The organism is Streptomyces sp. Ag109_O5-10, assembly GCF_900105755.1.
Lineage (GTDB): Bacteria > Actinomycetota > Actinomycetes > Streptomycetales > Streptomycetaceae > Streptomyces.
Genome location: NZ_FNTQ01000001.1, coordinates 4,132,358 through 4,157,741 on the forward strand (window position 1 = coordinate 4,132,358; position 25,384 = coordinate 4,157,741).

The window sequence follows — 25,384 nt, forward strand, 5'->3', positions numbered from 1 at the left end:
CCCCTACTCACCCACCTTGTCGCTATTTGTCGATGTCCCCCACCACGAAGAACAGCGACCCCAGGATCGCGACCATGTCCGCCACCAGCGTCCCCGGCAGCAGTTCGGTCAGGGCCTGGATGTTGTTGTAGGACGCCGAGCGCAGCTTCAGCCGGTACGGGGTCTTCTCGCCCTTGCTGACGAGGTAGTAGCCGTTGATGCCGAGGGGGTTCTCGGTCCAGGCGTAGGTGTGGCCCTCGGGTGCCTTGAGGACCTTGGGGAGCCGCTGGTTGATCGGCCCCGGCGGCAGGTCGGCCAGCCGGTCCAGGCAGGCGCCGGCCAGGTCCAGGGCGTTGTGGGTCTGCTCCAGGAGGCACTCGAAGCGGGCCAGGCAGTCGCCCTCGGCCCGGGTGACGACCTTCAGGGTGTCCTGGAGCTCGCCGTAGGCCAGGTAGGGCTCGTCCCGGCGCAGGTCGAAGTCGACGCCGGAAGCACGCGCGATGGGCCCGCTCACGCCGTACGCGTGCACGGCCTCCGGCGCGAGGACGCCCACGCTCCGGGTCCGGCCGCGGAAGATCTCGTTGCCGAGGACCAGGTCGTCGAAGACGTCCATGCGGGAACGCACGGCGGCCACGGCGCCACGCGCGCGTGCGGTCCAGCCGGCCGGCAGGTCCTCCTTGAGGCCGCCGACGCGGTTGAACATGTAGTGCATGCGCCCGCCGGAGACCTCCTCCATGACGTTCTGCAGCTCCTCGCGCTCGCGGAACGCGTAGAAGACCGGGGTGATGCCGCCCAGTTCCAGCGGATAGGAGCCGAGGAACATCAGGTGGTTGAGGACCCGGTTCAGCTCGGCGAGCAGGGTGCGGGTCCACACCGCGCGGACCGGTACCTCCATGCCGAGCATGCGTTCGACGGCGAGGACCACGCCCAGCTCGTTCGAGAAGGCCGACAGCCAGTCGTGGCGGTTGGCGAGCATGATGATCTGCCGGTAGTCGCGGGCCTCGAAGAGCTTCTCCGCGCCCCGGTGCATGTAGCCGATCACCGGCTCCGCGGAGATGATCCGCTCGCCGTCCAGCACCAGCCGCAGCCGCAGCACGCCGTGCGTGGAGGGGTGCTGGGGGCCGATGTTGAGCACCATGTCGGTGCTCTCGGCGGCGCCGCCGATCCCGACCGTGGTCTGCGTCGTGGGCGTCATGGATCCAGTCTCCCCTACGTACCCTGGCCCCATGGAGACGGGGAGCGCCGCCGGCGCCGAGACCACGGGGACCGAGCCGGTCTGGACGGGGCTGCCGCCCGGCCTGCTGCGGATGCGTCGGCTGCTGCTGGTGGTGTGGCTGGGGCTGCTCGCCCTGGCCCTGGGACTGCTGCCGGGCCTGCTCGCCGGCCCGGTGTGGGGGGCCTTCGCGCTGCTGCCGCTGGCGGCGCTGGCCTGGGGCTGGGTGCTGCTGGGCCGTAACTGGCGCTCCTGGCGGTACGCCGAGCGCGCCGACGACCTGCTGATCACCCGCGGGGTGCTGTGGCGCGAGGAGACCGTGGTGCCGTACGGGCGGATGCAGCTGGTGGAGGTGACCTCGGGGCCCGTCGAGCGGCACTTCGGGCTCGCCACCGTGCAGCTGCACACGGCGGCCGCGGCCACCGACGCGACGATCCCCGGCCTGGACCCGGCCGAGGCGGAACGGCTGCGCGACCGCCTCACCGAGCTCGGCGGGGCCCGATCGGCGGGGCTGTGACCGCGCCGGGCGTCGAGGGCGCCATACGCGCGGGCAAGGCCGCCGGCGAGCGGCGGCTGCACCCGGTGACGCCGTTCCGGCGGGCCTGGGCGCCGGTCGCGGTGCTCACCGGCTGGGCGGTGCACGACCCGAACCAGGCGCAGGAACAGCTGACGAAGCTGACCACGACCATGGTCCTGGGCGGGCTCGGCGTCCTGGTCACGGCGGGTGCCCTGTACGGCTTCCTCACCTGGTGGTTCACCTACTTCTCGGTGACCGACAGCGAACTGCGCATACGCACCGGCCTGTTGTTCCGGCGCACCGCGCACATCCGGCTCGAGCGGATCCAGGCCGTCGACGTCACCCAGCCGCTCCTCGCGCGCGTGGCGGGCGTCGCCAAGCTGCGGATAGACGTCGTCGGCACCGACAAGAAGGACGAACTGGCCTTCCTCGGCCAGGGCGAGGCGCGTGCGCTCCGCGCGGAGCTGCTCGCGCGCGCCGCGGGGTTCGCGCCCGAGACGGCGCACGAGGTCGGCGAGGCGCCGGCGCACGAGCTGATGCGGGTGCCCCCGGCCAAGCTCGCGCTCTCGATCGTGCTGACGGGCGCCACCTGGGGCTCCCTGGCCGCCGCCCTCGTGGCCCCGCCGCTCCTCTGGCTGGGCACCCACAGCGTGTGGACGGTACTCGCGACCGCCGTGCCGCTGCTCGGCGCGGCGGCCACGACCAGCGTGGGGCGGTTCGTCGGGGAGTACGACTGGACGCTCGGCGAGTCCCCCGACGGGCTGCGCATCGACCACGGGCTCCTCGACCGCACGCACGAGACGGTGCCGCCGGGGCGGGTGCAGACCGTGCGGATCGTGGAGCCGCTGATGTGGCGGCCGCTGCGCTGGGTGCGGGTCGAACTGGACGTGGCGGGTTCGGCGAACTCGGTGCTGGTCCCGGTCGCGCCGCGCGCGGTGGCCGAGTCGGTCGTCGCGCGGGTGCTGCCCGGCGTGACCGTGCCCGGTGAGCTGCTGCGGCCGCCAGGGCGGGCCCGGTGGTGCGTGCCGCTGTGGTGGCGCGGGTACCGGCTCGGCGTCACGGACGCGGTGTTCGCGGCGCGGCACGGGCTGCTGCGCCGGAAGCTGTCGCTCGTACCGCACGCCAAGGTCCAGAGCGTACGGCTGACTCAGGGGCCCTGGAAGCGGCTGTGGCGCGTCGCGGACGTTCATGTGGACACCGGGGCCAACAAGACCGTGACGGCACGGCTGCGAGGCGCTGAGGAGGCCGCGGCGCTGCTGCGGGAGCAGGCCGAGCGGTCACGGACGGGGCGCCGGACGGCACGGCCGGACCGCTGGATGGCCTGACGGACGGTCCGGCCGGTGGTCGGGGGCGGGTGAGCGGGAGTTGGTCGCGCGGTTCCCCGAGCCCCTTGAGGCAGGTCGCTGCGGTGAGCGCCCCTACAGGGGCGCGGGGAACCGCGCGACCAGCCACGATGGCGCCACACCCGGCCACCGGCCGGCCGCGGCGCCGAATCGCCGCGTGTTCAGGACGCGGCGCTGCGCAGGCCGCCGAGGTTGATCTGTTCCGTCTCGTCGTGCGCGGTCAGGTCGATGACCTGGCCGACACCCCGCGCCCGCGCGTCGGCGGGCTTGAACTCGGCCTCGGACTCGGCCTTGTGCAGCGCGAGCGCCTCCTGGCCGACGACGTCCGCGAGGTCCTCGTTGTGCACGGCGTCCAGGCCGCCGGCGGGCGAGCCCTTCTGGGTGCCGAAGAAGTCGAAGCCGCCGGTGACCAGCGGGCGCGGGATCGGCGCGGCCGGCAGCACCGCCACCGCGGTGGGCACCGTGAAGTGGCCCGAGGGCTGCACGGAACGGGCGGACGGTGTCGTGGGGTGGGCGTCCTGCTCCGCCGACGCCGGGGTGGTGTCCTCCGCCTCCGGTCCGGCCGTGGTGGCGGCGGCCGCACGCGCGTGCCCGTCGGCCGCCGCGGGCTGCCCCTGCGCCTCGTCCTCCGGCGCGCTCTCGCCCGCCGGGGCGGCCCCGGTTCCGGCGGCCTTCTCCGCCGCGGCCCGGGCGTCGGTGCCCGCGTCGGTCCCGTCCTTCGGGGCGTCCTTCTCGTCGAACCGGGCCAATGCCACCTTGGCCCGCAGGAAGAGCTTGGAACCCTCCGGCGAGAAGATCGCGGGAGCCGTCTCCTCGACCGTCAGTGCCGCGGACTTGTCCGCGGCCTTCTCCTCGGCCTGCTCCTCCGCGGGAGCCGCGGTCTGCTCCGCCTCCTCCGCCTTGCGGGGGGCCGGGAGCGCGTTCGACGGCTCGGCGGCCTCGATCTCCAGCAGGCGGCGGCCCTCCAGGGCGCTCGCGCGCTCGGTCTCGGCCGTGGCGTAACGGCGCAGCAGGGACGCGTGCTCGTTGCGCAGTCCCGCCAGCTCCGACCGCTTCGCGCGCAGCCGCTGCTCCAGCTTGGCGCGCAGTTCCCGGGACTCCTCCAGGTCGGTCTCCAGCTCGGCGATCCGCTCCTCGTGGCGCCACTCGTCGCTCGCACGCGCGCGTGACAGGTCGGCCACCTGCTTGCCCGCCTCGCTGTCCCAGCGCCGCATGACGGCGGCGCCGACAACCGCGGTGGCCGCGGCTATCGCGGCCAGGGTGCGCAGCACCGTCGGTTGGGAGAACAGCCAGGGGCCGAGGGCGCAGACGAGAGAGACACCGGCGATCGCTGAGGGAGGCAACAGCCTGTGCAAGGGCGGGGAATGACGGTGGCGTCCACGTGGCATGGCCAGAAACTTACCGCGCGTAGGCGAATCGTGGTGCCCCAGGCCGTAAAAACACAGCGACAACGAAGTCTTCCCACGGTATCGGCAGGGGTGGGACTCAGTGGACGCCCAGTCGGCCGCTCATCCACTGCAGCGTCGCCGGGATCTCGCGGCGCCAGGTGTTGAAGTTGTGGCCGCCGCTGTCGAGGATGATCGACGAGATCCGGGTGCGCCTGGTGGCCTCCACGCTCGCGATGAATCTCAGCGTGGCCTTGTAGTTGGTTTCCCCGGCTTTGCTGCTGGTGACCAGCAGGGAGGTGTCCGGGGCGGGCTCGTGCTTCAGGAACCACCACAGGTCCGCGCGGTTCTTGAGATTCCGGTCGCCCTGGAAGAGGTCGCCGGTCGTGGCGTCGAGGGGCGCCTTGTACGACGGGGAGAGCCCGGCTCCGGCCCCGTACACGCCGGGGTGGTGCACGGCGAGCTTGAGCGCGCAGTACCCGCCGGTCGAGTCGCCGACGATCCCCCAGCCGCCCGGCCGCACGGCGGCCCGGTAGTGCGCCCGCACCGCCTCGGGCAGGTCCTTGGCGAAGAAGGTCTCGGTCTGCGGGCCGTGCGGGACGTCCACGCACTCGGTGTCCCGGGGCGGCGCGACCGTGGGCCGCAGCATCACCAGGATCACCGGCCGCATCTTCCCGTCCCTGACCAGGTGCTGCGCGGTGCGCGGGTAGTGCAGCTTGTCGACCAGCGCGCTGGCGGTGCCCGGATAGCCGCTGAGGACGACCACCACCGGGAACGTCCGCGTGCGGTACTGGGGCTGGAAGTACTCCGGCGGCAGGTACACGTACGCGGGCGTGGTGATGTGCGTCGTGCGGCCGACTATGCCGACCTGCTGGATCTGACCGGCCGTCCGGGGCAGCGAGCCGCCCATGCCGTGCACCTCGGACGTGGACATCACCTGGAGCGGGCCGGCCGCGTGGTCGACGACGACGCCCTGGCCGGTCTCCGTGCCGAACAGGTCCGCCCAGCTCGCGTAGAAACCGAAGGCCTGGTTAACCGCTACCCCGACGCACGCGAACAGGGCCAGCTGGGTGGCCAGCAGAAGACCGACACGGCCGCTGACGGCCCGCCAGCTCTGCCCGGCAAGCCGGGGCCACAGCCACACCGTGCCTACGAACAGCAGTACGGCGCACAAGATCGTAAATGCCAGCAGTTTGTTGCTCGTGAGACCCATGAGGTGCTTCCTGCCTGCGCTTTCCCCCGCGGCCTTCGCTGCATTTCAGCGAGGCTTGCCCCGGGCTTTCCCTGTCCTTTGAACCGGCTTTCCGGTGGGGAGTGAACCTCTCCCCCCGAGACACCGTCCTAGAGGGCGCAATGTCGCCGGATGCCCGAATCGGGCCCGGATCCAAGGTCTCTCGCAGAACTACGGGATGCGATGTCTGTCAGGATAGATGGGGAAATGTCGGGCTGGGTTCCGAGCCGATCAAGCCGGGCGCGGCGGATAGTCCGTGGCCCGCGCCCTGAGGCTGTCCCCGCCCTGGTCGGCAGGGCGTGCGCGGTCGTGGGCGTCCTGGACATCGCCGCGGGCGTCTTCCCGCGCTTCCGTCACAGCCGTATGCACGCCATGGCCGAGGTGCTGCCGGGCTCGCTCGGCCCGTTCGCCGCCGCGCTCTCGCTCAGCGTCGGCGTGCTGCTGCTGCTGCTCGCGCACGGGCTCAAGCGGCGCAAGCGCCGGGCATGGCGGGCCGCGGTCGCACTGCTGCCGGCAGGAGCGGTCTCGCAGTTCGTCTACCGGCACTCGCTCATCGGCGCGCTGATCTCGCTGGCCCTGTTCGTGCCGCTCGTGATCCACCGCGACGAGTTCAAGGCACTGCCCGACCCGCGCAGCCGGTGGCGCGCGCTCGCCAACTTCGTCCTCATGAGCGCCGGTTCGCTCGCGCTCGGCCTGGTCGTCGTCAGCGCCCACCCGAAGCGCACCATCGGCGACCCCAGCCTGGCCGACCGCATCACCCACGTCCTGTACGGCCTGTTCGGCTTCGAGGGCCCCGTCGACTACGAGGGCTCCACCTCCTGGACGGTCGCCTTCTCCCTCGGCGCCCTCGGCCTGATCACCGCGGTCACCACCATCTACCTCGCCTTCCGCCCCGAGCACCCCGCCGCCCACCTCACCGAGGAGGACGAGGCCCAGCTGCGCACCCTCCTCGAGAAGCACGGCGCCCGCGACTCCCTCGGCCACTTCGCGCTCCGCCGCGACAAGGCGGTCGTCTTCTCCCCCAGCGGCAAGGCGGCGGTCACCTACCGCGTCGTCTCCGGCGTGATGCTCGCCAGCGGCGATCCCATCGGCGACGTCGAGGCCTGGCCCGGCGCCATCGAACGCTTCATGGACGAGGCCAAGGCCCACTCCTGGACCCCCGCCGTCATGGGCTGCTCGGAGACGGGCGGCGAGGTGTGGACCCGCGAGACCGGCCTGGACGCCCTCGAACTGGGCGACGAGGCGGTGGTCGACGTGGCGGATTTCTCGCTCGCCGGACGCGCGATGCGCAACGTGCGCCAGATGGTCAAGCGCATCGAGCGGGCCGGCTACGAAACCCGGGTACGGCGCATCCGTGACCTCGGCGAGGCCGAACTCGACCGTATCCGCCGGGCCGCCGAGGACTGGCGCGGCACCGACACCGAGCGCGGCTTCTCCATGGCGCTCGGCCGCATCGGCGACCCCGCCGACGGCGACTGCCTGATCGCCACCGCCCACAAGGCGGACGAGACGCCCGGCCAGTACGGCGACCTCAAGGCGATCCTGCACTTCGTGCCCTGGGGCACCGACGGCGTCTCCCTCGACCTGATGCGCCGCGACCGCGCCGCCGACCCCGGCATGAACGAGCTGCTCATCGTGGCCGCCCTCCAGGCCGCCCCGAAGCTCGGCATCACCAGGATCTCGCTCAACTTCGCGATGTTCCGCTCGGCCCTCGCCCGCGGCGAGAAGATCGGCGCGGGACCGGTGCTCCGCGCCTGGCGCGGACTGCTGGTGTTCCTCTCCCGCTGGTTCCAGATCGAGTCGCTGTACAAGTTCAACGCCAAGTTCCAGCCCCGCTGGGAGCCGCGCTTCGTGGTCTACCGGGCCTCCGGCGACCTCCCGCGCATCGGGCTCGCCGCCATGCAGGCCGAGGGCTTCGTCAGCCTCGCCCTCCCGCTGCCGCGGTTCCTGCGCCGCCAGACGCCCGCCCCCCGCCCGTGCGCCCACGGCGTCGCCGAACAGGGTGTACGCGCGGCCTGACCCCCTGACCGGCCCGAGCGGACGCTCCGCCCCCTCCAGCCCTGGGGCGCCGCTCGGGCCACGGGGGCTGGGCACAGGGCCCTGGGCCTACGCTGAACGTATGAGCAACCACAGCGGACGTGGCCAGGTGGCAGGGCTTCCGGCATGGGACCGGTGCGCGGTCATGGGGGTCGTGAACGTCACCCCCGACTCCTTCTCCGACGGCGGCCGCTGGTTCGACACGACCGCCGCCGTCAAGCACGGCCTCGACCTCGGCGCCCAGGGCGCCGACCTGGTCGACGTCGGCGGCGAGTCCACCCGCCCGGGCGCCACCCGCGTCGACGAGGACGAGGAACTGCGCCGGGTCGTCCCCGTCGTCCGCGGCCTCGCCTCCGAAGGCGTCGTCGTCTCCGTCGACACCATGCGCGCCTCCGTCGCCCGGCAGGCCCTCGCCGCCGGCGCCGCCCTCGTCAACGACGTCAGCGGCGGCCTCGCCGACCCCGACATGATCCCCGTCGTCGCCGACTCCGGCGCCCCCTTCGTCGTCATGCACTGGCGCGGTTTCCTGGAGGGCGGCAACGTCAAGGGCGTGTACGGCGACGTCGTCGGCGAGGTCCTCGACGAACTGCACGCGCGCGTGGACGCCGTCCTGGCCGGCGGCGTCTCCCCCGACCGGATCGTCGTCGACCCCGGCCTCGGCTTCTCCAAGAACTCCGAGCACGACCTGACCCTGCTCGCCCACCTCGACCGGCTGCACGCCCTGGGCCACCCCCTGCTCGTCGCCGCCTCCCGCAAGCGGTTCCTCGGCCGGGTCCTGGCCGGGCCCGAAGGGGCGCCCCCGCCCGCCCGGGAGCGCGACGCGGCGACGGCCGCCGTCTCGGCGCTCGCGGCGCACGCCGGCGCGTGGGCGGTGCGCGTGCACGAGGTACGCGCCACGGCCGACGCGGTACGGGTCGCGCGCGCAATAGAGAGCGCGCGCACCGGAGACGGCGCGCCGGGCGAAGGAGCCCGGTGAGCGCCCCCCATACCGACGTCGAGCAGGTCGAGGCCGCCAACACCGCCTTCTACGAGGCACTGGAGAACGGCGACTTCGAAACCGTCTCCGGCCTCTGGCTCGCCCCCGCCGACCTGGGCGTCGACGAGGAGTACCACGACCCCGCCGACAGCGGCGTGATCTCCTGCGTGCATCCCGGCTGGCCGGTCCTCACCGGCCGCGGCGAGGTCCTGCGGTCGTACGCGCTGATCATGGCGAACACCGACTACATCCAGTTCTTCCTCACCGACGTGCACGTCTCCGTCACCGGCGACACCGCCCTGGTGACCTGCACGGAGAACATCCTCAGCGGCGGTCCGGCCCCCGAGGGCGGCCAGGAACTCGGCCCGCTGGTCGGACAGCTGGTCGTCGCCACGAACGTGTTCCGGCGCACCCGGGACGGCTGGAAACTCTGGTCCCACCACGCCTCCCCGGTGCTCTCCGAGACCGACGAGGACGAAGAGGACGACACGCCCTCCTGAGCGCAGGACACCCCTGGCGGACCAGGAAGTGGCCGGAATCACGAACTCGCGAGTAGGTACGGCTACCGGCCCATGAGCCACCGGCTTCCCCGGGGGAAACACCCGATGAACCCTGCGCGCCCCGGAGAACCCCACGCCCCGTAACCCGGCTCTGTCAGTGCTCGCAGGTAGATTCGTGTGAGGCCGGACCATCGCCCGCACGCGATGTCCCCCGGCCGCACACCGACGATTGCAGGAGTGATTCGCGTGGATCGTGTCGCGCTGCGCGGCCTCAGGGCCCGCGGGCACCACGGTGTCTTCCCCAAGGAGCGCGAGGAGGGCCAGACCTTCATCGTGGACCTCGCCCTCGGCCTGGACACCCGTCCGGCGGCGGCCGACGACGACCTGACCAAGACCGTGCACTACGGCATCGTGGCCGAGGAGGTCGTCGCCGTGGTCGAGGGGGAACCGGTGAACCTGATCGAGACGCTCGCCGAGCGGATCGCCCAGGTCTGCCTCAAGCACGAGGGGGTAAGAGAGGTCGAGGTCCAGGTCCACAAGCCGGACGCGCCCATCACCGTCCCCTTCGACGACGTCACCGTCACCATCACCCGGAGCCGAGTATGACCGCATCCTCCCTGCGGGGCCCGAGCGACCCGACCGTCCAGCCGGTGCCCGCCTCCGTCGTCGAGCAGGTCGACGCCGCCGACACCACCCTGTCCAACCCCAAACGCGCCGTGGTCGCCCTCGGCTCCAACCTCGGCAACCGCCTGGAGACCCTCCAGGGCGCCGTCGACGCCCTGGAGGACACCCCCGGCGTCCGCATCAAGGCCGTGTCGCCGGTGTACGAGACGGAGCCGTGGGGCGTCGAGCCCGGCAGCCAGCCGACGTACTTCAACGCGATCGTGGTGCTGAAGACCACCCTCCCGCCGTCCTCCCTGCTGGAGCGGGCACACGCGGTCGAGGAGGCGTTCAACCGGGTGCGGGACGAGCACTGGGGCCCGCGCACCCTCGACGTCGACATCGTCGCCTACGCCGACGTCGTCTCCGACGACCCGCACCTCACCCTCCCGCACCCGCGCGCCCACGAGCGCGCCTTCGTGCTCGCGCCCTGGTACGACATCGACCCCGAGGCCCTGCTGCCCGGCCGCGGCACGGTCGCGGATCTCCTGGCCGCCGTCACCCGGCACGGCGTGGAAGCGCGCGGGGACCTGGAACTCCGACTGCCCGAGTAGTCGTTAAGGTCGAGACGACCACATCGCTGCGGGGGAGCTGAAGGAAAACAGTGAAAGAGCTGCGGATCAGGGTGCTGGCCGGCGTCTTCGTCGTGGCCGGAGTGCTGTCCTGGGCGGCCGCCCGCCTCTGGAACGCGGTGGGGACGCTGCCGAGCGTGCCCGTGGCGGCCCCGATCGTCCTCGCCCTGATCGCCGTGGTCCTGCTCTCCACCGCGCTCTCGCTGCGCGCCCGCCTCAAGGCCCAGCGCGAGCGCCGCCCTGGCGCCAAGGGCGTGGACCCCCTGATGGCGGCCCGCGCCGTCGTCTTCGGCCAGGCGAGCGCGCTCGTCGCCGCTCTCGTGGCCGGCATGTACGGCGGCACCGGCGTCGTCCTCCTCGAACTCCTCGACCTCCCCACCCGCCGCGACCAGGCCCTCTACGCGGCCTTCTCGGTCGTCGCCGGCATCGCCGTCATAGCGGCGGCCCTCTTCCTGGAACGGGTGTGCAAGCTCCCGGAGGACGACGACAACAACCACAGCGGGGCCGAGCCGGTGGCGTGACCCCGGGCAGGGGCAGCCGTCAGCGCGCCATGATGAGGCTCATCGCCTCGTTCCGGGTGGCCGCGTCCCGCAGCTGGCCACGGACCGCCGACGTTATGGTCTTCGCGCCGGGCTTGCGGATCCCCCGCATCGACATGCACATGTGCTCGCACTCGACGACCACGATGACGCCGCGCGGCTCCAGGATCTGCATCAGCGAGTCCGCGATCTGCGTAGTGAGACGTTCCTGCACCTGCGGGCGGCGGGCGTAGACGTCGACCAGCCGGGCCAGTTTGGACAGCCCAGTGATCTTCCCGGTCACCGACGGGATGTACCCGACGTGGGCGACGCCGTGGAACGGCACCAGGTGGTGTTCACAGGTGCTGTAGACCTCGATGTCCTTCACCAGCACCATCTCGTCGTGCCCGATGTCGAACGTGGTGGTCAGGACGTCCTCGGGCTTCTGCCACAGCCCGGCGAAGATCTCCTTGTAGGCCCGCGCCACCCGCGCCGGAGTCTCCCGCAGGCCCTCGCGCTCCGGGTCCTCGCCGACCGCGATGAGGAGTTCGCGTACGGCGTTCTCGGCGCGTTTCTCGTCGAACTCGCCGATGGTGCCTTCGCCGTCCAGGGTCACGGGGTCGGTCATCTGGGGTGCCTCGTTCCTCAGGGCGGGCGCATGTGGATCACGCGCCTCATGTACAGGCATTACGGAAATGCCGCGCCCCCCAGGCTAGGTCCTGGGGGGCGCGGCATCCATTCCGAGCCAGGTGAGGCCGGTGTGAGTCAGCTCTCGGGGCGGTCCTCGGGAGCCTTCTCGACCGCGGGGGCGGATTCGGCCGCCGTGGCCTTGGCGGTGCTGATCGCCGCGGTGGCGCCGTTGGCCCCGTTGGTCAGTGCGAGCTCCTTCGGAGAGAGCACCGGCGGGCGGGTGGACGGCGTGCGGCGGGAGGAGCCGGTCCAGGCCGGCCGGGCCGGGCGCTTGACGATGGCGGAGAAGATCTCGGCGATCTCCTCCTTGCCCAGCGTCTCCTTCTCCAGGAGCTGGAGCACCAGGTTGTCGAGGACGTCGCGGTTCTCGACCAGGATCTCCCAGGCCTCGTTGTGCGCGTTCTCGATCAGCTTCTTGACTTCCTCGTCCACCAGGGCGGCGACCTCTTCCGAGTAGTCGCGCTGGTGGGACATCTCACGGCCGAGGAAGGGCTCGGTGTTGTCGCCGCCGAACTTGATCGCGCCGAGACGCTCGGTCATGCCGTACTGCGTGACCATCGCGCGGGCGGTGGCCGTGGCCTTCTCGATGTCGTTGGCGGCGCCGGTGGTCGGGTCGTGGAAGACCAGTTCCTCCGCCGCGCGACCGCCCAGCATGTAGGCGAGCTGGTCGAGCATCTCGTTGCGCGTGGTCGAGTACTTGTCCTCGTCCGGCAGGACCATCGTGTAACCGAGGGCGCGGCCGCGGGACAAGATCGTGATCTTGTGGACCGGGTCGGAGTTCGGGGAGGCCGCCGCGACCAGGGCGTGGCCGCCCTCGTGGTACGCGGTGATCTTCTTCTCCTTGTCCGACATGATCCGGGTCCGCTTCTGCGGGCCCGCGACCACGCGGTCGATCGCCTCGTCGAGCATCTGGTTGTCGATGAGCTTGCGGTCGCTGCGGGCCGTGAGCAGCGCCGCCTCGTTCAGCACGTTCGACAGGTCGGCGCCGGTGAAGCCCGGGGTACGGCGGGCGACCGCCGCGAGGTCGACGTCGGGCGCGACCGGCTTGCCCTTCTGGTGGACCTTGAGGATCTCCAGACGGCCCTGCAGGTCCGGCGGGTCGACCGCGATCTGGCGGTCGAAACGGCCGGGGCGCAGCAGCGCCGGGTCGAGGATGTCCGGCCGGTTCGTCGCGGCGATGAGGATCACGCCGCCCTTGACGTCGAAGCCGTCCATCTCGACGAGCAGCTGGTTCAGCGTCTGCTCGCGCTCGTCGTGACCGCCGCCGAGGCCGGCGCCGCGGTGGCGGCCGACCGCGTCGATCTCGTCGACGAAGACGATCGCCGGGGCGTTCGCCTTGGCCTGCTCGAAGAGGTCACGGACCCGGGAGGCACCGACACCGACGAACATCTCGACGAAGTCGGAACCGGAGATCGAGTAGAAGGGAACCCCTGCCTCGCCGGCGACGGCACGCGCGAGGAGCGTCTTGCCGGTGCCGGGACGGCCGTAGAGGAGCACGCCCTTGGGGATCTTGGCGCCGACGGCCTGGAACTTGGCCGGCTCCTGCAGGAACTCCTTGATCTCGTGGAGTTCCTCGACCGCCTCGTCGCAGCCCGCGACGTCCGAGAAGGTCGTCTTCGGGGTGTCCTTGGTGATGAGCTTCGCCTTGGACTTGCCGAAGTTCATGACCCGGGAGCCGCCGCCCTGCATCTGGTTCATCAGGAACAGGAAGACGACCACGATGAGGACGAAGGGCAGCAGGGAGAGCAGGACGCTGACGAAGGCGTTCTGCTTGGTCGGCGCGACGGTGTAGCCGTCGGTGATCTGCTTGTCCTGGTACTTGGTCTGCAGCGTGTTGGCGAGGGCCACGCCCTGGTCGCCGATGTAGCTCGCCTGGATCTTCGAGCTGCCGTCGACCTTCTCGCCGTTCTTGAGCGTGACCTTGATGGTCTGCTCGTCGCCGGTGGTCAGCTTGGCCGATGCCACCCTGTTGTCATTGATCGCCGCCACGACCTGGCCGGTGTCCACCGTCTTGTAGCCGCCGGACGAGCCGACGACCTGCATCAACACGACCACGGCAAGGACGGCCAGCACGATCCACATGACCGGCCCACGGAAGTATCGCTTCACGTCCATCCATACGGAGCGGTGCCGCCCCGTCCCTCCTGCCATAGTGAGTTTGATAAGACAGTTCTTCTGACGGTACCCCAGCATTGTGGCCCGAAGCCGCACGAAGCTGCGCGGACGACTGGTGAAACCCGTCTCTGCATGCTCCAACGGCGCGAAACCCGCTGGGGTTCCCGATCGTCTTACGGAACTGGCCCCCGCGGCGTATCAGCCGGGGTTCAGCCGCCGTAGACGTGAGGCGCGAGCGTACCGACGAACGGGAGGTTGCGGTACTTCTCGGCGTAGTCGAGGCCGTAGCCGACGACGAACTCGTTGGGGATGTCGAAGCCGACCCACTCGACGTCGATGGCGACCTTGGCCGCGTCCGGCTTGCGCAGCAGGGTGCAGATCTTCAGGGTCTCGGGCTCGCGGGAGCCGAGGTTGTTGATCAGCCAGGACAGGGTCAGGCCCGAGTCGATGATGTCCTCGACGATCAGGACGTGCCGGCCCTTGATGTCGGTGTCGAGGTCCTTGAGGATCCGCACCACACCGGAGGACTGGGTGCCCGCGCCGTACGAGGACACGGCCATCCAGTCCATGGTGACGGGGGTGGACAGCGCCCGGGCGAGGTCCGCCATGACCATCACCGCGCCCTTGAGGACGCCGACGATGAGCAGGTCCTTGCCCGCGTACTCCGCGTCGATCTTCGCGGCCAGCTCGGCCAGCTTCGCGTCGATCTCTTCCTTGGTGATGAGCACCTGCTGGAGGTCGGCACCCATGTCTTTCGCGTCCACCCGCATCACTTTCGGTCGGTCGTCCCACCGGCCTACCCGGTCTTTCGGAGGGGCTCCGGGGAGCTCTCCGTGAGGTCGGGATTCAGCCTTGCCGAATCACCAGTCTGCCACCCTGGCGCTGGGCGACGACTTTGCCGGGGAGATTGATGGCCCCCTGGCCTCGCCATCCGGTGATGAGGCGGTCGACTTCCTCGATGTGCCGGGCGAACAGGGAACCGGCCGGTGCGCCCGCCTCGATGGCCGCGCGGCGCAGGATGCGGCGGCGTACCGCGGGGGGCAGCGCGTAGAGCTTGGCGCACTCCAGCAGGCCCGCGGCGTCCCGTACGGAGGCCTCGGCCTGGCTGGCCCAGGTGTCGAGGGCGTCGGCGTCGTCGCGGGAGAGCTGGGCGGTGCGGGCGAGCGCCTCGACGACGCCCTTGCCGAGTGCCTTCTCCAGGGCCGGCAGGCCCTCGTGGCGCAGCCGGGAGCGGGTGTAGGCCGGGTCCGTGTTGTGCGGGTCGTCCCAGACGGGCAGGGACTGGACCATGCAGGCCTTGCGGGCGGTCTGCCGGTCCAGCTGGAGGAACGGGCGGCGGTAACGGCCGCCGGCCCCCGAGACCGCGGCCATTCCGGACAGGGAGCGGATGCCGGAGCCGCGGGCGAGGCCGAGCAGGACGGTTTCGGCCTGGTCGTCCCGGGTGTGGCCGAGCAGGATCGCGGCGCCGCCGTGCCGTTCGAGCGCGGCGTCCAGGGCGGCGTAGCGGGCGTCACGGGCGGCGGCCTCGGGTCCGCCGTCGCGGCCGACGGTCACGGTGATGGACTCGACCGGGTCGAGGCCGAGTTCGCGCAGCCGCAGGACGACCTCCTCGGCGCGCAGGTCGGAGCCGGGCTGCAGGCCGTGGTCGACGGTGATGCCGCCCGCGCGGATGCCGAGTTTGGGGGCCTCGAAGGCGAGGGCGGAGGCGAGCGCCATGGAGTCGGCGCCGCCGGAGCACGCGACGAGGACGAGCGGGGAGGGGGGCCGCTCGTTCGGGTTCTGCTCCGGGATCTCCGGGGCCTCGGAGAGGCTGCCGGCGGGGCGGGCGAGGCGCACGCCGATCCGTCCGCCGGTGCGCTCACCGGTGGTACGGCAGTGGCGGCTGTCGTCGGTGAGGATGTCGTGGAGGACGCGGCGGACCGCCAGGCGTATCGCCGCGACCGCAGGATGGGGACCCATGTCCGGTTCCCTTCATGAAGTTTTCGGGGGGTGAACCCGAGTCCGGTCACTCAGAGTGTGTCGATGGTGACAGAAACGGGCCGTTCCCCGAGCATCGCACGCCTACCCATCGCTCACGGTCCCTCGGACGGGTGATTGGAGGGGCGTTCGCCTGCCGTCGGCCGGTTTCCGTTCACCACAGGTCCGCTGGTTCACGACTCGGCCTTGCGGTGCACCCGCGCGACCCAGTCCGCCGGTTTGGCGATCTCCGCCTTGGTCGGCAGCGTGTTCGGGGAGGTCCACACCCGGTTGAAGCCGTCCATGCCGACCTGCTCGACGACGGCCCGCACGAACCGTTCGCCGTCCCGGTACTGACGGAGTTTGGCATCCAGGCCGAGCAGCTTGCGCAGGGTCATGTCGAGCCGGGAGGCGCCCTTGGCACGCCGCTGCTGGAACTTCTCGCGGATCTCGGCGACGGTCGGCACGACAGCGGGTCCGACGCCGTCCATGACGAAGTCGGCGTGGCCCTCCAGGAGGGACATGACGGCGGTGAGCCGGCCGAGGATCTCGCGCTGGGCGGGGGTCTGCACGAGTTCGACGAACGACCGTCCGCCGTCGTCCTCCTCGGCCTCGGGGCGGCTCCCGGCGAGGGACTGGGCGGCGTCCCTGATGCGTTCGAGGACGGTCATCGGGTCGACGTCGGTCTCCGACAGGAACGACTGGATCTCGCCCTCCAGATGGGCGCGCAGCCAGGGCACCGCCGTGAACTGGGTGCGGTGCGTCTCCTCGTGCAGGCACACCCACAGCCGGAAGTCGTGGGGCTGGACGTCGAGTTCGCGCTCCACGTGGACGATGTTCGGGGCGACGAGCAGCAGCCGGCCACCGCCGTTCTCGTCCGCCGGGAGGTCGCGGGAGGAGGGGGCGAAGGTCTCGTACTGGCCGAGGACCCGGGACGACAGGAACGACAGCAGCATGCCGAGTTCGACGCCGGTGACCTTGCCGCCGACCGCACCGAGGACCGCGCCTCCGGGGGAGCCCGAGCGCCGCTCCTGCATCTTCTCGAGCAGCGGCTTGAGGAGTTCGCGGAATCCGGCGACGTTCGCCTTCACCCAGCCGGGCCTGTCGACCACCAGAACGGGGGTGTCGTGGATGCCGTCGGTCCCCATACGAGTGAAGCCCCGGACGTGTTCCTCCGAGGCCTTCGCGTGCCGACGCAGTTCCGCGACGATGCCCCGGGCCTCGTCGCGGCTCACCTCGGGGCCCGGCCGTACGAGCCGCGTCGCGGTCGCCACCGCGAGATTCCAGTCGACCATCCCAGAAGAAGCAGCGCCACCGATGCTCGTCATGCGTCAACCGTACGTTAGCGCTACCGCTTCGGGCAGGCCGTGGGGGTTGGTGTGGTTGGCGTGACTTGTGTGGTGCGGTGGGGTTGGGGCCTCGCGCCGGCAGGGCGCGGCTTTGGCGCACGGTGCCCGGCGCTGCCGGCCGTGCACCCGTTCCGCCCTGCGGAACGCCTGCCCACGGCGGGTGAGAAGCGGCCGCGCCACGGCGGTGCGCGGCCACGGCGGTGCGGCTGTTCAGCGGGTGGCCCGGCAGGCGCAGCCGGCAGGCCGCAGGCCGTGTCGGCCGCAGGAGGCAGGCCGTGTCGGCCGCAGGCCGTGTCGGCCGCAGGACGCAGGCCGTGTCGGCCGCAGGACGCAGGCCGTGTCGGCCGCAGGACGCAGGCCGTGTCGGCCGCAGGACGCAGGCCGTGTCGGCCGCGGGAGGCAGGCCGTGTGGTGTGGCCGCGGGCGGCAGGCTGTGGTTACAGGCCCGCCAGTGCCGTCGCCGTATTGTCCAGGGCCGCCTGGGCCGCGACCGGGTCGGTCGTGTTCGCGGTGAGGAAGGCGAAGGCCAGGAGGCGGCCGTCCCTGTCGACCACCGTGCCCGCGAGGGTGTTGACGCCGGTGAGGGTGCCGGTCTTGGCGCGTACGACGCCTGCCGCGCCGTCCGTGTAGCGGCCGGTGAGGGTGCCGGTGAAGTGGGCGACGGGGAGGCCGGTGAGGACCGCGCGCAGGCCCGGCCGGTCCACGTCGGCGGCCTTGACGAGGAGGGCGGTGAGGAGGTTCGCCGTCAGCCGGTCGTCGCGGTTCAGGCCGCTGCCGTCGTGGAAGGAGGCGCCGGTCATCGGCAGGCCCAGCTTGGTCAGCTGGGCCTCGATCGCGGCCGCTCCCCCGTCGAAGTCGGCCGGCTTGCCGTCGGCGAGCGCCGTCTGGCGGGCCAGCGCCTCGGCGATGTCGTTGTCGCTGTTGGTCAGCATCCGCTCGACGATCGCGGACAGGGGCGGCGAGGAGACGGTGGCGAGGGTCTCGGCGCGACCGCTCGCCTTGGAGGTGCCGGGGGACGAGGTCTTGATGCCGGCGTCCGCGAGGAAGCCCGCGAACTTCTGTGCCGCGTCGGCCGCCGGGTCGCCCACCCGCCTCACCGGTCCCTCGACGGAGGCGTTGGTGCGGCCCTCGTCGGCCGTCAGGGGGCTCACGCGCGCGAGGTTCTCGTTGACGCCGATGACGTGCAGGCCCGGGCCGGAGTAGAGCGTCGTGTCGTACGACAGGGTGATCTGCTTGATGCCCCGCGCGGTCAGCGACTTGGCCGTCTCGGTGGCGAGGGTGCGCAGGCTGGCCCAGCCGGCCGCGTCCTTGTGCGCGGTGAGGGTGGGGTCGCCGCCGCCGACCAGGACGACCTCCCTGGTGCCGGGTTCCAGGACCACGCGCGTGGTGATGCGGTGGTCGGGCCCCAGGGCGGAGAGGGCGGCCACGGCGGTGGCGATCTTGGTGGTGGAGGCGGGGGTCAGGGCGGTGTCGGCGCCGGAGCCGTACAGGCGGCTGCCGGTGGCCACGTCGACGACGACCGCGGTACGGGTGCTGCCGAGCGCCGGGGCCTTCAGGAGGGGCCCCAGGAGGCGCGTGACGGCCGTTCCGGAGATGCCGACGGACTTTCCGGCGGGCGCCGACTTCACGGTATTCGTGGCGCCGTCCAGCCCCGTCAGGACGGGCCCGGCGCTGGGCGCGGGGCCCGGCACGCCTTCGGCTGTGACGGAGTCCGCACGGGAGCCGTGATCTGTGCCACCCGTCCGCTCCAGGGCGGCGGCCCGGTCCCGCTCGGCCGTACGCTGACCGTCGGCGTCCCAGGGGCCCGCCACGGTCACCGCACCGGCGGCCAGCGCGAGCCCGGCCGTGGCGGCGCACACGGTGTACTGCCAGGTCCTGAGCGTGCGGAACCGAGGCCGAGAGGGGCGGACCAGGGTGGCAAGCCGGGGTCCCGTCCTGCGCGCGACGCGTGCGAGCCGCGGTCCCACCGCTCGCCGCAACCTCGCGACCTGCGATTTCGTGGCGGTCACCAGGCGTGCCAGACGCGGTCGTGCGGCGGCCGCGAACTTCCGCACACGCGGTTTCGCGGACTGCCAAGGCCTCAGCTCTGGCACGACCACCAGCCCCTTTCGCGATCACACACCTGCGTGGGGGACACTTAACCATCAGAACTATGTGTTGATCATGGAGGAGCCACCGGTGGAGTTCGACGTCACGATCGAGATCCCGAAGGGTTCGCGGAACAAGTACGAGGTGGACCACGAGACCGGTCGGATCCGCCTCGACCGTCGTCTCTTCACCTCGACCGCCTACCCGACCGACTACGGCTTCGTCGAGAACACCCTCGGCGAGGACGGCGACCCGCTGGACGCGCTGGTCATCCTGGACGAGCCGACCTTCCCGGGCTGCCTGATCAAGTGCCGCGCGATCGGCATGTTCCGGATGACGGACGAGGCCGGCGGCGACGACAAGCTGCTGTGCGTCCCGGCGACCGACCCGCGCGTGGAGCACCTGCGCGACATCCACCACGTGTCGGAGTTCGACCGCCTGGAGATCCAGCACTTCTTCGAGGTCTACAAGGACCTGGAGCCCGGCAAGTCCGTCGAGGGCGCCAACTGGGTCGGCCGCACCGACGCCGAGGCGGAGATCGAGCGGTCCTACAAGCGCTTCAAGGAGACCGGCGGTCACTGAGACCACCCCCGGTAGGCCGGCACCGGGAAACGGGCCGCACGCGCGCGTGCGGCCCGTTTTTCGTGCCCGCCGTGCGGTCATGCGCATACTGAGGCTCAGGTGAATCAGTCGTTCAGGGAGCGTTACGAAGGTGACGGAGGCGGAGGACCGCAAGCCCAGGTCGGACGAGGCACGGTACGACCCGGAGCTCACGTCCGAGTTCGCCGTCCCTCGGGGCATCGAGGTCCCCGAGAGCGGGGGCGGCGAGCCGGAGACGACGTCCGAGTTCGCGGTGCCGGAAGGGCTCGCGGCGCCGCAGCCGGCGGCGGCCGAGCCGGAGGGGTCGGCGTTCAGCCGGCCGAGCACCTACAGCGCCCAGGACGCCCCGCCCGTCTTCACGCCCGCCTCCGGGTTCCCCGCGGTCAGCCTCGTCAAGGACGCGCCCTGGCAGGACCGGATGCGCACGATGCTGCGCATGCCGGTGGCCGAGCGGCCGGCCGTGGAACCGGTGCAGAAGGCCGAGGAGGGCGCGCCCGCCGTCCCCCGCGTGCTCGACCTGACCCTGCGTATCGGGGAGTTGCTGCTGGCGGGCGGTGAGGGCGCGGAGGACGTGGAGGCCGCGATGTTCGCGGTCTGCCGGTCGTACGGGCTGGACCGGTGCGAGCCCGGTGTCACCTTCACGCTGCTGGCGATCTCGTACCAGCCCTCGCTCGTCGACGACCCGGTGACCGCGTCCCGGACGGTGCGGCGGCGCGGGACCGACTACACGCGCCTGGCCGCCGTCTTCCGGCTCGTGGACGACCTCACCGACCCGGAGACCCATGTCTCCCTGGAGGAGGCCTACCGGCGGCTCGCCGCGATCCGCCGCAACCGGCACCCGTACCCCGGCTGGGCGCTGACCGCCGCGAGCGGACTGCTCGCGGGGGCCGCCTCCGTGCTGGTCGGCGGTGACGTGCTGGTGTTCGTGGCGGCCGCGATCGGCGCGATGCTGGGCGACCGGCTGGCGTGGCTGTGCGCGGGGCGGGGGCTGCCGGAGTTCTACCAGTTCATGATCGCCGCCATGCCGCCGGCCGCGATCGGGATCGCCTTCTCGCTCGCCCACGTCGATGTCGCGGCGTCCGCCGTCGTCACCGGTGGGCTCTTCGCGCTGCTGCCCGGACGGGCCCTCGTCGCGGGCGTCCAGGACGGGCTCACCGGCTTCTACATCACCGCCTCCGCACGGCTGCTGGAGGTCATGTACTTCTTCGTCGGGATCGTCATCGGGGTGCTGACGGTCCTGTACTTCGGCGTGAAGCTGGGTGGCCGGCTCAATCCCGACGCGGCGCTGGTCGGCTCCCACCGGCCGCTGCTGCAGATCGCCGCGTCGATGGTGCTGTCACTGACCTTCGCCGTCCTGCTCCAGCAGGAACGATCCACCGTGCTGGCGGTGACCCTCAACGGCGGTGTGGCATGGTGCGTCTACGGCGCGATGCACTACGCCGGGGGGATCTCGCCGGTCGCCTCCACGGCGGTGGCGGCGGGGCTGGTGGGGTTGTTCGGGCAGCTGCTGTCGCGGTACCGGTTCGCCTCCGCACTGCCGTACACGACGGCGGCGATCGGGCCGCTGCTGCCGGGGTCGGCGACCTATTTCGGGCTGCTGTCGATGGCTCAGAACGAGGTCGACAAGGGGCTGGTGTCGCTGGCCAAGGCGGCGTCGCTCGCCATGGCCATCGCCATCGGGGTCAATCTGGGGTCGGAGATCTCCCGGCTGACCCTGCGGGTGGGGTCCGCCGGGAAGCGGCGGGCCGCGAAGCGGACGAGGGGGTTCTGAGCGCCCGGTGGAGTGCGGGTCCAGGTGCTACGGCGGGTGCGGGTGGGTGGGGGTTGATCGCGCACTTCCCCGCGCCCCCGAAAGCGGGACGTTGCCGCTTACGGAGCCCGGTAGTGGTCCTCGGTGTACGGGTTCTGCTGCTGGCCGTAGGTGTTCTGGTCGTAGGCGTTCTGGTCGTAGTACGGCTGCTGCTGGTCGTAGTACGGCTGCTGCTGCCCGTACCCGTGCTGCTGCTGGGGCTGGGGCTGCTGCCCGTACTGCTGCTGGGGTTGCTGCCCGTACTGCTGCTGGGGCTGCTGCCCGTACTGCTGCTGGGGCTGCTGCCCGTACTGCTGCGGGGTGTACGTCGGCTCGATGCGGCGGAGCTGCGTCGTCGCGTCGTCCATCACCGGAGGTGCCGGGTACTGCCGGACCGGCTCCGGCTCCGGCTGCTGGGCGGCGGCCTTCTTGTCCTTCGCACGGGCCCGCAGGAACTCGATGACGATCGGGACCACCGAGACCAGGACGATCAGGATCAGGATCGCCTCGACGTTGTTCTTGACGAAGTCGATCTTGCCGAGCCAGGAGCCGAGGAGGGTGACGCCCGCGCCCCACAGGACGCCGCCGATGACGTTGAACGTCAGGAACGAGCGGTAGGCCATGCCGCTGACGCCGGCGATGATCGGCGTGAACGTGCGGATCACCGGCACGAAGCGGGCCAGGATCAGGGACTTGGGGCCGTGCTTCTCGAAGAACTCGTGCGCCTTGGTGACGTTCTCCTGCTTGAAGATGCGGGAGTCCGGGCGGTTGAAGAGCGACGGGCCGACCTTCTTGCCGAACATGTAGCCCGCCTGGTCGCCGAGGATCGCGGCGAGGCAGATCAGCGCGATGGCGCCCCAGAGCGGGAAGTTGAGCTGGTTCGAGGTGATCAGCAGGCCGCAGGTGAAGAGGAGGGAGTCACCCGGGAGGAAGAAGCCGATCAGGAGGCCGGACTCGGCGAAGACCACCAGGAGCAGGCCCCAGATGCCGAACGAGTCGAGAAGTTGGTTCGGATCCAGCCAGCTCGGGCCGAGAGCGAGCGTCATCGCGGTTCCGGTCGTCACGGTTTCCGGGCTCCTGAGGGGGAAGGCACATCGGGTTCCTTGTGCGGGCGCACAAAGCTATCAACGTAAAGTGTCCGCCCCAGGTTCCACCGATGGAACCAGGGTGGCCTGTGCCCGGCCTGGGGAATGGCTGTGGACATGGGTATCGAAGAGTACGGCGGCGGTCAGGGACCGCAGGCCGATGTGCTGGTCGTCACCACGAACGACGTTCCCGGGTACCGGGTGCGGGAGGTCGTCGGCGAGGTCTTCGGCCTGACCGTGCGCTCCCGGCACCTGGGCAGTCAGATCGGCGCCGGTCTGAAGTCGATGATCGGCGGCGAGCTGAAGGGGCTGACGAAGACGCTCGTCCAGACCCGCAACCAGGCCATGGAGCGGCTGATCGAGCAGGCACGCGCGCGTGGGGCCAACGCCGTGCTGGCCTTCCGGTTCGACGTGACCGAGGCGGCGGACACGGGGACCGAGGTCTGCGCGTACGGCACGGCCGTCGTCATCGACAGGGAGTAGGGCCGGTGACCGGCAGGTGGTGAACCCGGGACCGGGTCAGGCCGGGTGCCGGGCCGCGTTCGCCTCGATCGCCTCCTTCAGGTGCTCGGCCAGCCCCGGGGCCATGGCGTCGTAGAAGGCCTTGAAGCGCTCGTCGGCGACGTACATGGCGGCGAGGCAGCGGTGCATCTCGGGCGGACAGTCGTAGAACCAGGCCGAGATGTGCCGGCGGTGCTCCTCCGCCATGTCCATGGCCCGTGCGCCGGCCGGCGGCTCGGCGGCGGTCACCAGGGCGGCGTAACGCGCGCTCCAGTCGTCGGCCTCGGCCTTCATGCGCTGCCAGTCGGCCTTGGTGTAGCGGGCCGCGCGGCGCTGGGACTCGGCGTAGGCCTCGGTGCCGCCCCAGCGCTGCTCGGCCTCCTCGGCGTACTGCTCGGGGTCCTTGTCGCCGAATACCTCGAAGCGTTCCTCGGGGGTGAGGTCGATGCCCATCCTGCGTGCCTCCATGGCGTGCTCCACGGCCGCGGCCATCTGCTGCAGTTTCTCGATCCGGGCGGTCAGCAGGTCGTGCTGGCGGCGCAGCTGCGCGCGCGGGTCCGCGTCCGGGTCGTCGAGCAGGGCCGCGACCTCCTCGAGCGGGAAGCCGAGCTCCCGGTAGAACAGGATCTTCTGCAGCCGGTCGAGGTCGGCGTCGCCGTAGCGCCGGTGTCCGGCGGTGCTGCGCTCGCCCGGCACCAGCAGGCCGATCTCGTCGTAGTGGTGCAGGGTGCGCACGGTGACGCCGGCGAACCCGGCGGCCTGTCCCACGGAGTAGTTCACTTCCGCTCCTTTCCGTGCTCCACCCTGGGTCCTCACGTCACGTGAGGTGCAAGCCCGTTCCGCAGCCCCCACCCGCGAAGTTCAGGATGTTGCGTCCCTTTCGCCCGCTTATCGTGAGCCCGTGGCCCAGGACATCGCGCGGCAGGCGCTCCCCACCCCGCCCTCGGCCCCCGCGCGTGCGCTGCTGCCGCTGATCCTGCCCGCTCTCGTCGTCGGCGTCGGCAGCAGCCTGCTGTTCCTGCTGGTGAGCTCGCTGGCCGAACGGCTGCAGCACGTGCTGTGGAACAACCTGCCGGACGCGCTGGGCATCGGACGGTACTCGGTGCCGTGGATGCTGGTGATGCTGACGGCCACCGGGATCGCGGTGGGGCTGGTGGTGTGGCTGGTGCCGGGGCACGCGGGGCCGGATCCGGCCACCCTGGGCCTGGAGGCGGTGGCGCTGCCGCCGGCCGTGCTGCCGGGGCTGGTGCTGGCGACCGTGCTGATGCTGGCGGGCGGGCCGAGCCTCGGTCCGGAGAACCCGCTCATCGCCGTCAACGTCGGGCTCGCGCTGTGGCTTGGGCGGCTCGCGATGCCCCGGCTGCCCGGCTCGCTGTGGCCCGCGCTGGCCGACGCGGCGACGCTGGGCGCGCTGTTCGGGACGCCGGTGGCGGCGGCCCTGGTGATCTCCGAGGCGCTGGCCGGGAAGCCGCTGAAGGGGGCGCTGTGGGACAACCTCTTCGGGCCGCTGATGGCCGCGGGGGCGGGTTCGATGACGACCGCCCTGGTGGCCCGTCCGACCCTGGACCTCGGTCTGCCCGCGCTCAGCCACCCGCGCTGGCCCGATCTGGTGGCGGCCCTGGTCATCGCGCCCGCGGCCGCGCTGCTCGGCATGTGCGCCGTCCATGCCTTCCCGTCCGTCCACGGCACCTTCCGGCGCCTCGGGCACCCCATGCTGGCGCTTCCGGTCGGCGGGATCGTGCTGGGCCTCCTGGGGGCGTTGGGCGGCCATCTGACGCTCTTCAAGGGGCTGGACGAGGTCGCGGAGCTGGCGAAGGACCCGGAGGGCTGGTCGGCCGGGCAGTTCGCGGTGATGGCGGTCGTCAAGCTGGCCGCGCTGCTGGTGGCCGCCACCTGCGGGTTCCGCGGTGGCCGGATCTTTCCGTCGGTGTTCATCGGCGCCGCCGTCGGGCTGTGCGCCCACGCACTGGTGCCCGCGGTCCAGCCCTCGGTGGGCGTGGCGGCGGGCGTGCTGGGCATGTTGTTGGCGATCACCCGGCAGGGCTGGGTGAGTCTGTTCACGGCCTCGGTGCTGGTGGCCTCGGCGAGCGTCGTCGCGCTGCTGTGCATCGCGTCGCTGCCCGCATGGCTGCTCGTGACCGGGCGGCCGAGAATGCAGTTGCGGGCGGACGGCACGGCCCTGCGCTGATCCCGGCGGGTACCCGCGCGCGCCGTTCACGTCCTTGTTGATACCGCCTATATAGCTGTTGACACCGCCCATATCGCTCAAGTCGCCCAGGA

The 25,384-nt window shown here is 71.5% G+C and carries 23 protein-coding genes; 12 read left to right on the forward strand and 11 right to left on the reverse strand.

Annotated elements, in window-relative coordinates:
- Positions 1-22 precede the first annotated feature (22 nt).
- The gene (locus tag BLW82_RS18930; protein WP_093500036.1) at positions 23-1,174 is read right to left on the reverse strand and encodes an NADH-quinone oxidoreductase subunit D; all 1,152 of its coding nucleotides are present in this window, start codon (positions 1,172-1,174) and stop codon (positions 23-25) included.
- Between the two features lie 31 nt (positions 1,175-1,205).
- Here BLW82_RS18930 and BLW82_RS18935 point away from each other — a divergent pair, with 31 nt between their 5' ends.
- Both BLW82_RS18935 and BLW82_RS18940 read left to right on the forward strand, forming a co-directional pair.
- On the forward strand, positions 1,206-1,709 hold the full coding sequence (locus tag BLW82_RS18935; RefSeq protein ID WP_093500037.1) for a PH domain-containing protein: 504 nt from the start codon (positions 1,206-1,208) through the stop codon (positions 1,707-1,709).
- A complete protein-coding gene (locus tag BLW82_RS18940; protein ID WP_093500039.1) occupies positions 1,706-3,034 on the forward strand; it encodes a PH domain-containing protein in 1,329 nt (442 codons plus the stop codon). Before BLW82_RS18935 ends, BLW82_RS18940 begins: the two co-directional genes overlap by 4 nt.
- Before the next feature lie 179 nt (positions 3,035-3,213).
- Here BLW82_RS18940 and BLW82_RS18945 read toward each other — a convergent pair whose 3' ends face one another.
- Both BLW82_RS18945 and BLW82_RS18950 read right to left on the reverse strand, forming a co-directional pair.
- A complete protein-coding gene (locus BLW82_RS18945; protein WP_177232993.1) occupies positions 3,214-4,440 on the reverse strand; it encodes a hypothetical protein in 1,227 nt (408 codons plus the stop codon).
- A 97-nt stretch (positions 4,441-4,537) separates the two neighbouring features.
- Complete coding sequence (locus BLW82_RS18950) at positions 4,538-5,650, reverse strand: alpha/beta hydrolase (RefSeq protein WP_093500042.1); 1,113 nt, start codon at positions 5,648-5,650, stop codon at positions 4,538-4,540.
- Positions 5,651-5,875: 225 nt separating this feature from the next.
- Here BLW82_RS18950 and BLW82_RS18955 point away from each other — a divergent pair, with 225 nt between their 5' ends.
- From BLW82_RS18955 to BLW82_RS18980, 6 genes are all read left to right on the forward strand, one after another.
- Positions 5,876-7,687: a phosphatidylglycerol lysyltransferase domain-containing protein gene (locus BLW82_RS18955; protein ID WP_093500044.1), complete on the forward strand. Its 1,812-nt coding sequence runs from the start codon at positions 5,876-5,878 to the stop codon at positions 7,685-7,687.
- A 100-nt stretch (positions 7,688-7,787) separates the two neighbouring features.
- The gene (gene folP, locus BLW82_RS18960; protein WP_093500046.1) at positions 7,788-8,681 is read left to right on the forward strand and encodes a dihydropteroate synthase; all 894 of its coding nucleotides are present in this window, start codon (positions 7,788-7,790) and stop codon (positions 8,679-8,681) included.
- The gene (locus BLW82_RS18965; RefSeq protein ID WP_093500048.1) at positions 8,678-9,181 is read left to right on the forward strand and encodes a nuclear transport factor 2 family protein; all 504 of its coding nucleotides are present in this window, start codon (positions 8,678-8,680) and stop codon (positions 9,179-9,181) included. The genes folP and BLW82_RS18965 overlap by 4 nt, the downstream gene beginning before the upstream one ends.
- Positions 9,182-9,427: 246 nt before the next feature.
- The gene (gene folB, locus BLW82_RS18970; RefSeq protein WP_093500050.1) at positions 9,428-9,787 is read left to right on the forward strand and encodes a dihydroneopterin aldolase; all 360 of its coding nucleotides are present in this window, start codon (positions 9,428-9,430) and stop codon (positions 9,785-9,787) included.
- Entirely contained in the window at positions 9,784-10,395 is a 612-nt protein-coding gene (folK, locus tag BLW82_RS18975; RefSeq protein WP_093500052.1) for a 2-amino-4-hydroxy-6-hydroxymethyldihydropteridine diphosphokinase, read from the forward strand. Before folB ends, folK begins: the two co-directional genes overlap by 4 nt.
- Positions 10,396-10,445: 50 nt before the next feature.
- Positions 10,446-10,934, forward strand: a complete 489-nt coding sequence (locus tag BLW82_RS18980; RefSeq protein ID WP_093500054.1) for a DUF3180 domain-containing protein — start codon at positions 10,446-10,448, stop codon at positions 10,932-10,934.
- 19 nt (positions 10,935-10,953) lie between these two features.
- On the opposite strand, the gene folE is transcribed toward BLW82_RS18980, so the two are convergent.
- The 6 genes from folE to dacB all read right to left on the reverse strand — a co-directional run bounded on the left by folE (position 10,954) and on the right by dacB (position 19,095).
- A complete protein-coding gene (folE, locus tag BLW82_RS18985; RefSeq protein WP_093500056.1) occupies positions 10,954-11,559 on the reverse strand; it encodes a GTP cyclohydrolase I FolE in 606 nt (201 codons plus the stop codon).
- Between the two features lie 137 nt (positions 11,560-11,696).
- Positions 11,697-13,736, reverse strand: a complete 2,040-nt coding sequence (gene ftsH, locus BLW82_RS18990) for an ATP-dependent zinc metalloprotease FtsH (RefSeq protein ID WP_093500058.1) — start codon at positions 13,734-13,736, stop codon at positions 11,697-11,699.
- Between the two features lie 209 nt (positions 13,737-13,945).
- Positions 13,946-14,506, reverse strand: coding sequence for a hypoxanthine phosphoribosyltransferase (hpt, locus tag BLW82_RS18995; RefSeq protein WP_093500061.1), 561 nt, complete (start codon positions 14,504-14,506; stop codon positions 13,946-13,948).
- Positions 14,507-14,582: 76 nt separating this feature from the next.
- A complete protein-coding gene (tilS, locus tag BLW82_RS19000) occupies positions 14,583-15,695 on the reverse strand; it encodes a tRNA lysidine(34) synthetase TilS (RefSeq protein WP_093500063.1) in 1,113 nt (370 codons plus the stop codon).
- A 191-nt stretch (positions 15,696-15,886) separates the two neighbouring features.
- Positions 15,887-17,020 (reverse strand): zinc-dependent metalloprotease, encoded by a 1,134-nt coding sequence (locus BLW82_RS19005; RefSeq protein ID WP_093500065.1) that lies wholly within the window; start codon positions 17,018-17,020, stop codon positions 15,887-15,889.
- A gap of 458 nt (positions 17,021-17,478) precedes the next feature.
- Positions 17,479-19,095 carry a D-alanyl-D-alanine carboxypeptidase/D-alanyl-D-alanine endopeptidase gene (gene dacB / locus BLW82_RS19010; RefSeq protein ID WP_371131500.1) on the reverse strand — a complete coding sequence of 539 codons (1,617 nt, stop codon included), beginning with the start codon at positions 19,093-19,095 and terminating at the stop codon, positions 17,479-17,481.
- A gap of 124 nt (positions 19,096-19,219) precedes the next feature.
- Here dacB and BLW82_RS19015 point away from each other — a divergent pair, with 124 nt between their 5' ends.
- Together BLW82_RS19015 and BLW82_RS19020 are read left to right on the forward strand one after the other, a co-directional pair.
- Positions 19,220-19,711, forward strand: coding sequence for an inorganic diphosphatase (locus BLW82_RS19015; RefSeq protein WP_018547987.1), 492 nt, complete (start codon positions 19,220-19,222; stop codon positions 19,709-19,711).
- 130 nt (positions 19,712-19,841) lie between these two features.
- Positions 19,842-21,500, forward strand: a complete 1,659-nt coding sequence (locus tag BLW82_RS19020) for a threonine/serine exporter family protein (protein ID WP_093500067.1) — start codon at positions 19,842-19,844, stop codon at positions 21,498-21,500.
- 98 nt (positions 21,501-21,598) lie between these two features.
- Here the strand turns inward: BLW82_RS19020 and BLW82_RS19025 are convergent, their stop codons facing one another.
- Positions 21,599-22,564: a DedA family protein gene (locus BLW82_RS19025; protein ID WP_093508132.1), complete on the reverse strand. Its 966-nt coding sequence runs from the start codon at positions 22,562-22,564 to the stop codon at positions 21,599-21,601.
- A 156-nt stretch (positions 22,565-22,720) separates the two neighbouring features.
- On the opposite strand from BLW82_RS19025, the gene BLW82_RS19030 reads away from it, so the two are divergent.
- On the forward strand, positions 22,721-23,086 hold the full coding sequence (locus BLW82_RS19030) for a YbjQ family protein (RefSeq protein WP_093508133.1): 366 nt from the start codon (positions 22,721-22,723) through the stop codon (positions 23,084-23,086).
- A 36-nt stretch (positions 23,087-23,122) separates the two neighbouring features.
- On the opposite strand, the gene BLW82_RS19035 is transcribed toward BLW82_RS19030, so the two are convergent.
- Entirely contained in the window at positions 23,123-23,884 is a 762-nt protein-coding gene (locus BLW82_RS19035; protein WP_093500069.1) for a MerR family transcriptional regulator, read from the reverse strand.
- Between the two features lie 121 nt (positions 23,885-24,005).
- Between BLW82_RS19035 and BLW82_RS19040 the strand changes: the two genes are divergently transcribed.
- Positions 24,006-25,292 (forward strand): ion channel protein, encoded by a 1,287-nt coding sequence (locus BLW82_RS19040; protein WP_093500071.1) that lies wholly within the window; start codon positions 24,006-24,008, stop codon positions 25,290-25,292.
- The last annotated feature ends 92 nt before the right edge of the window (positions 25,293-25,384 follow it).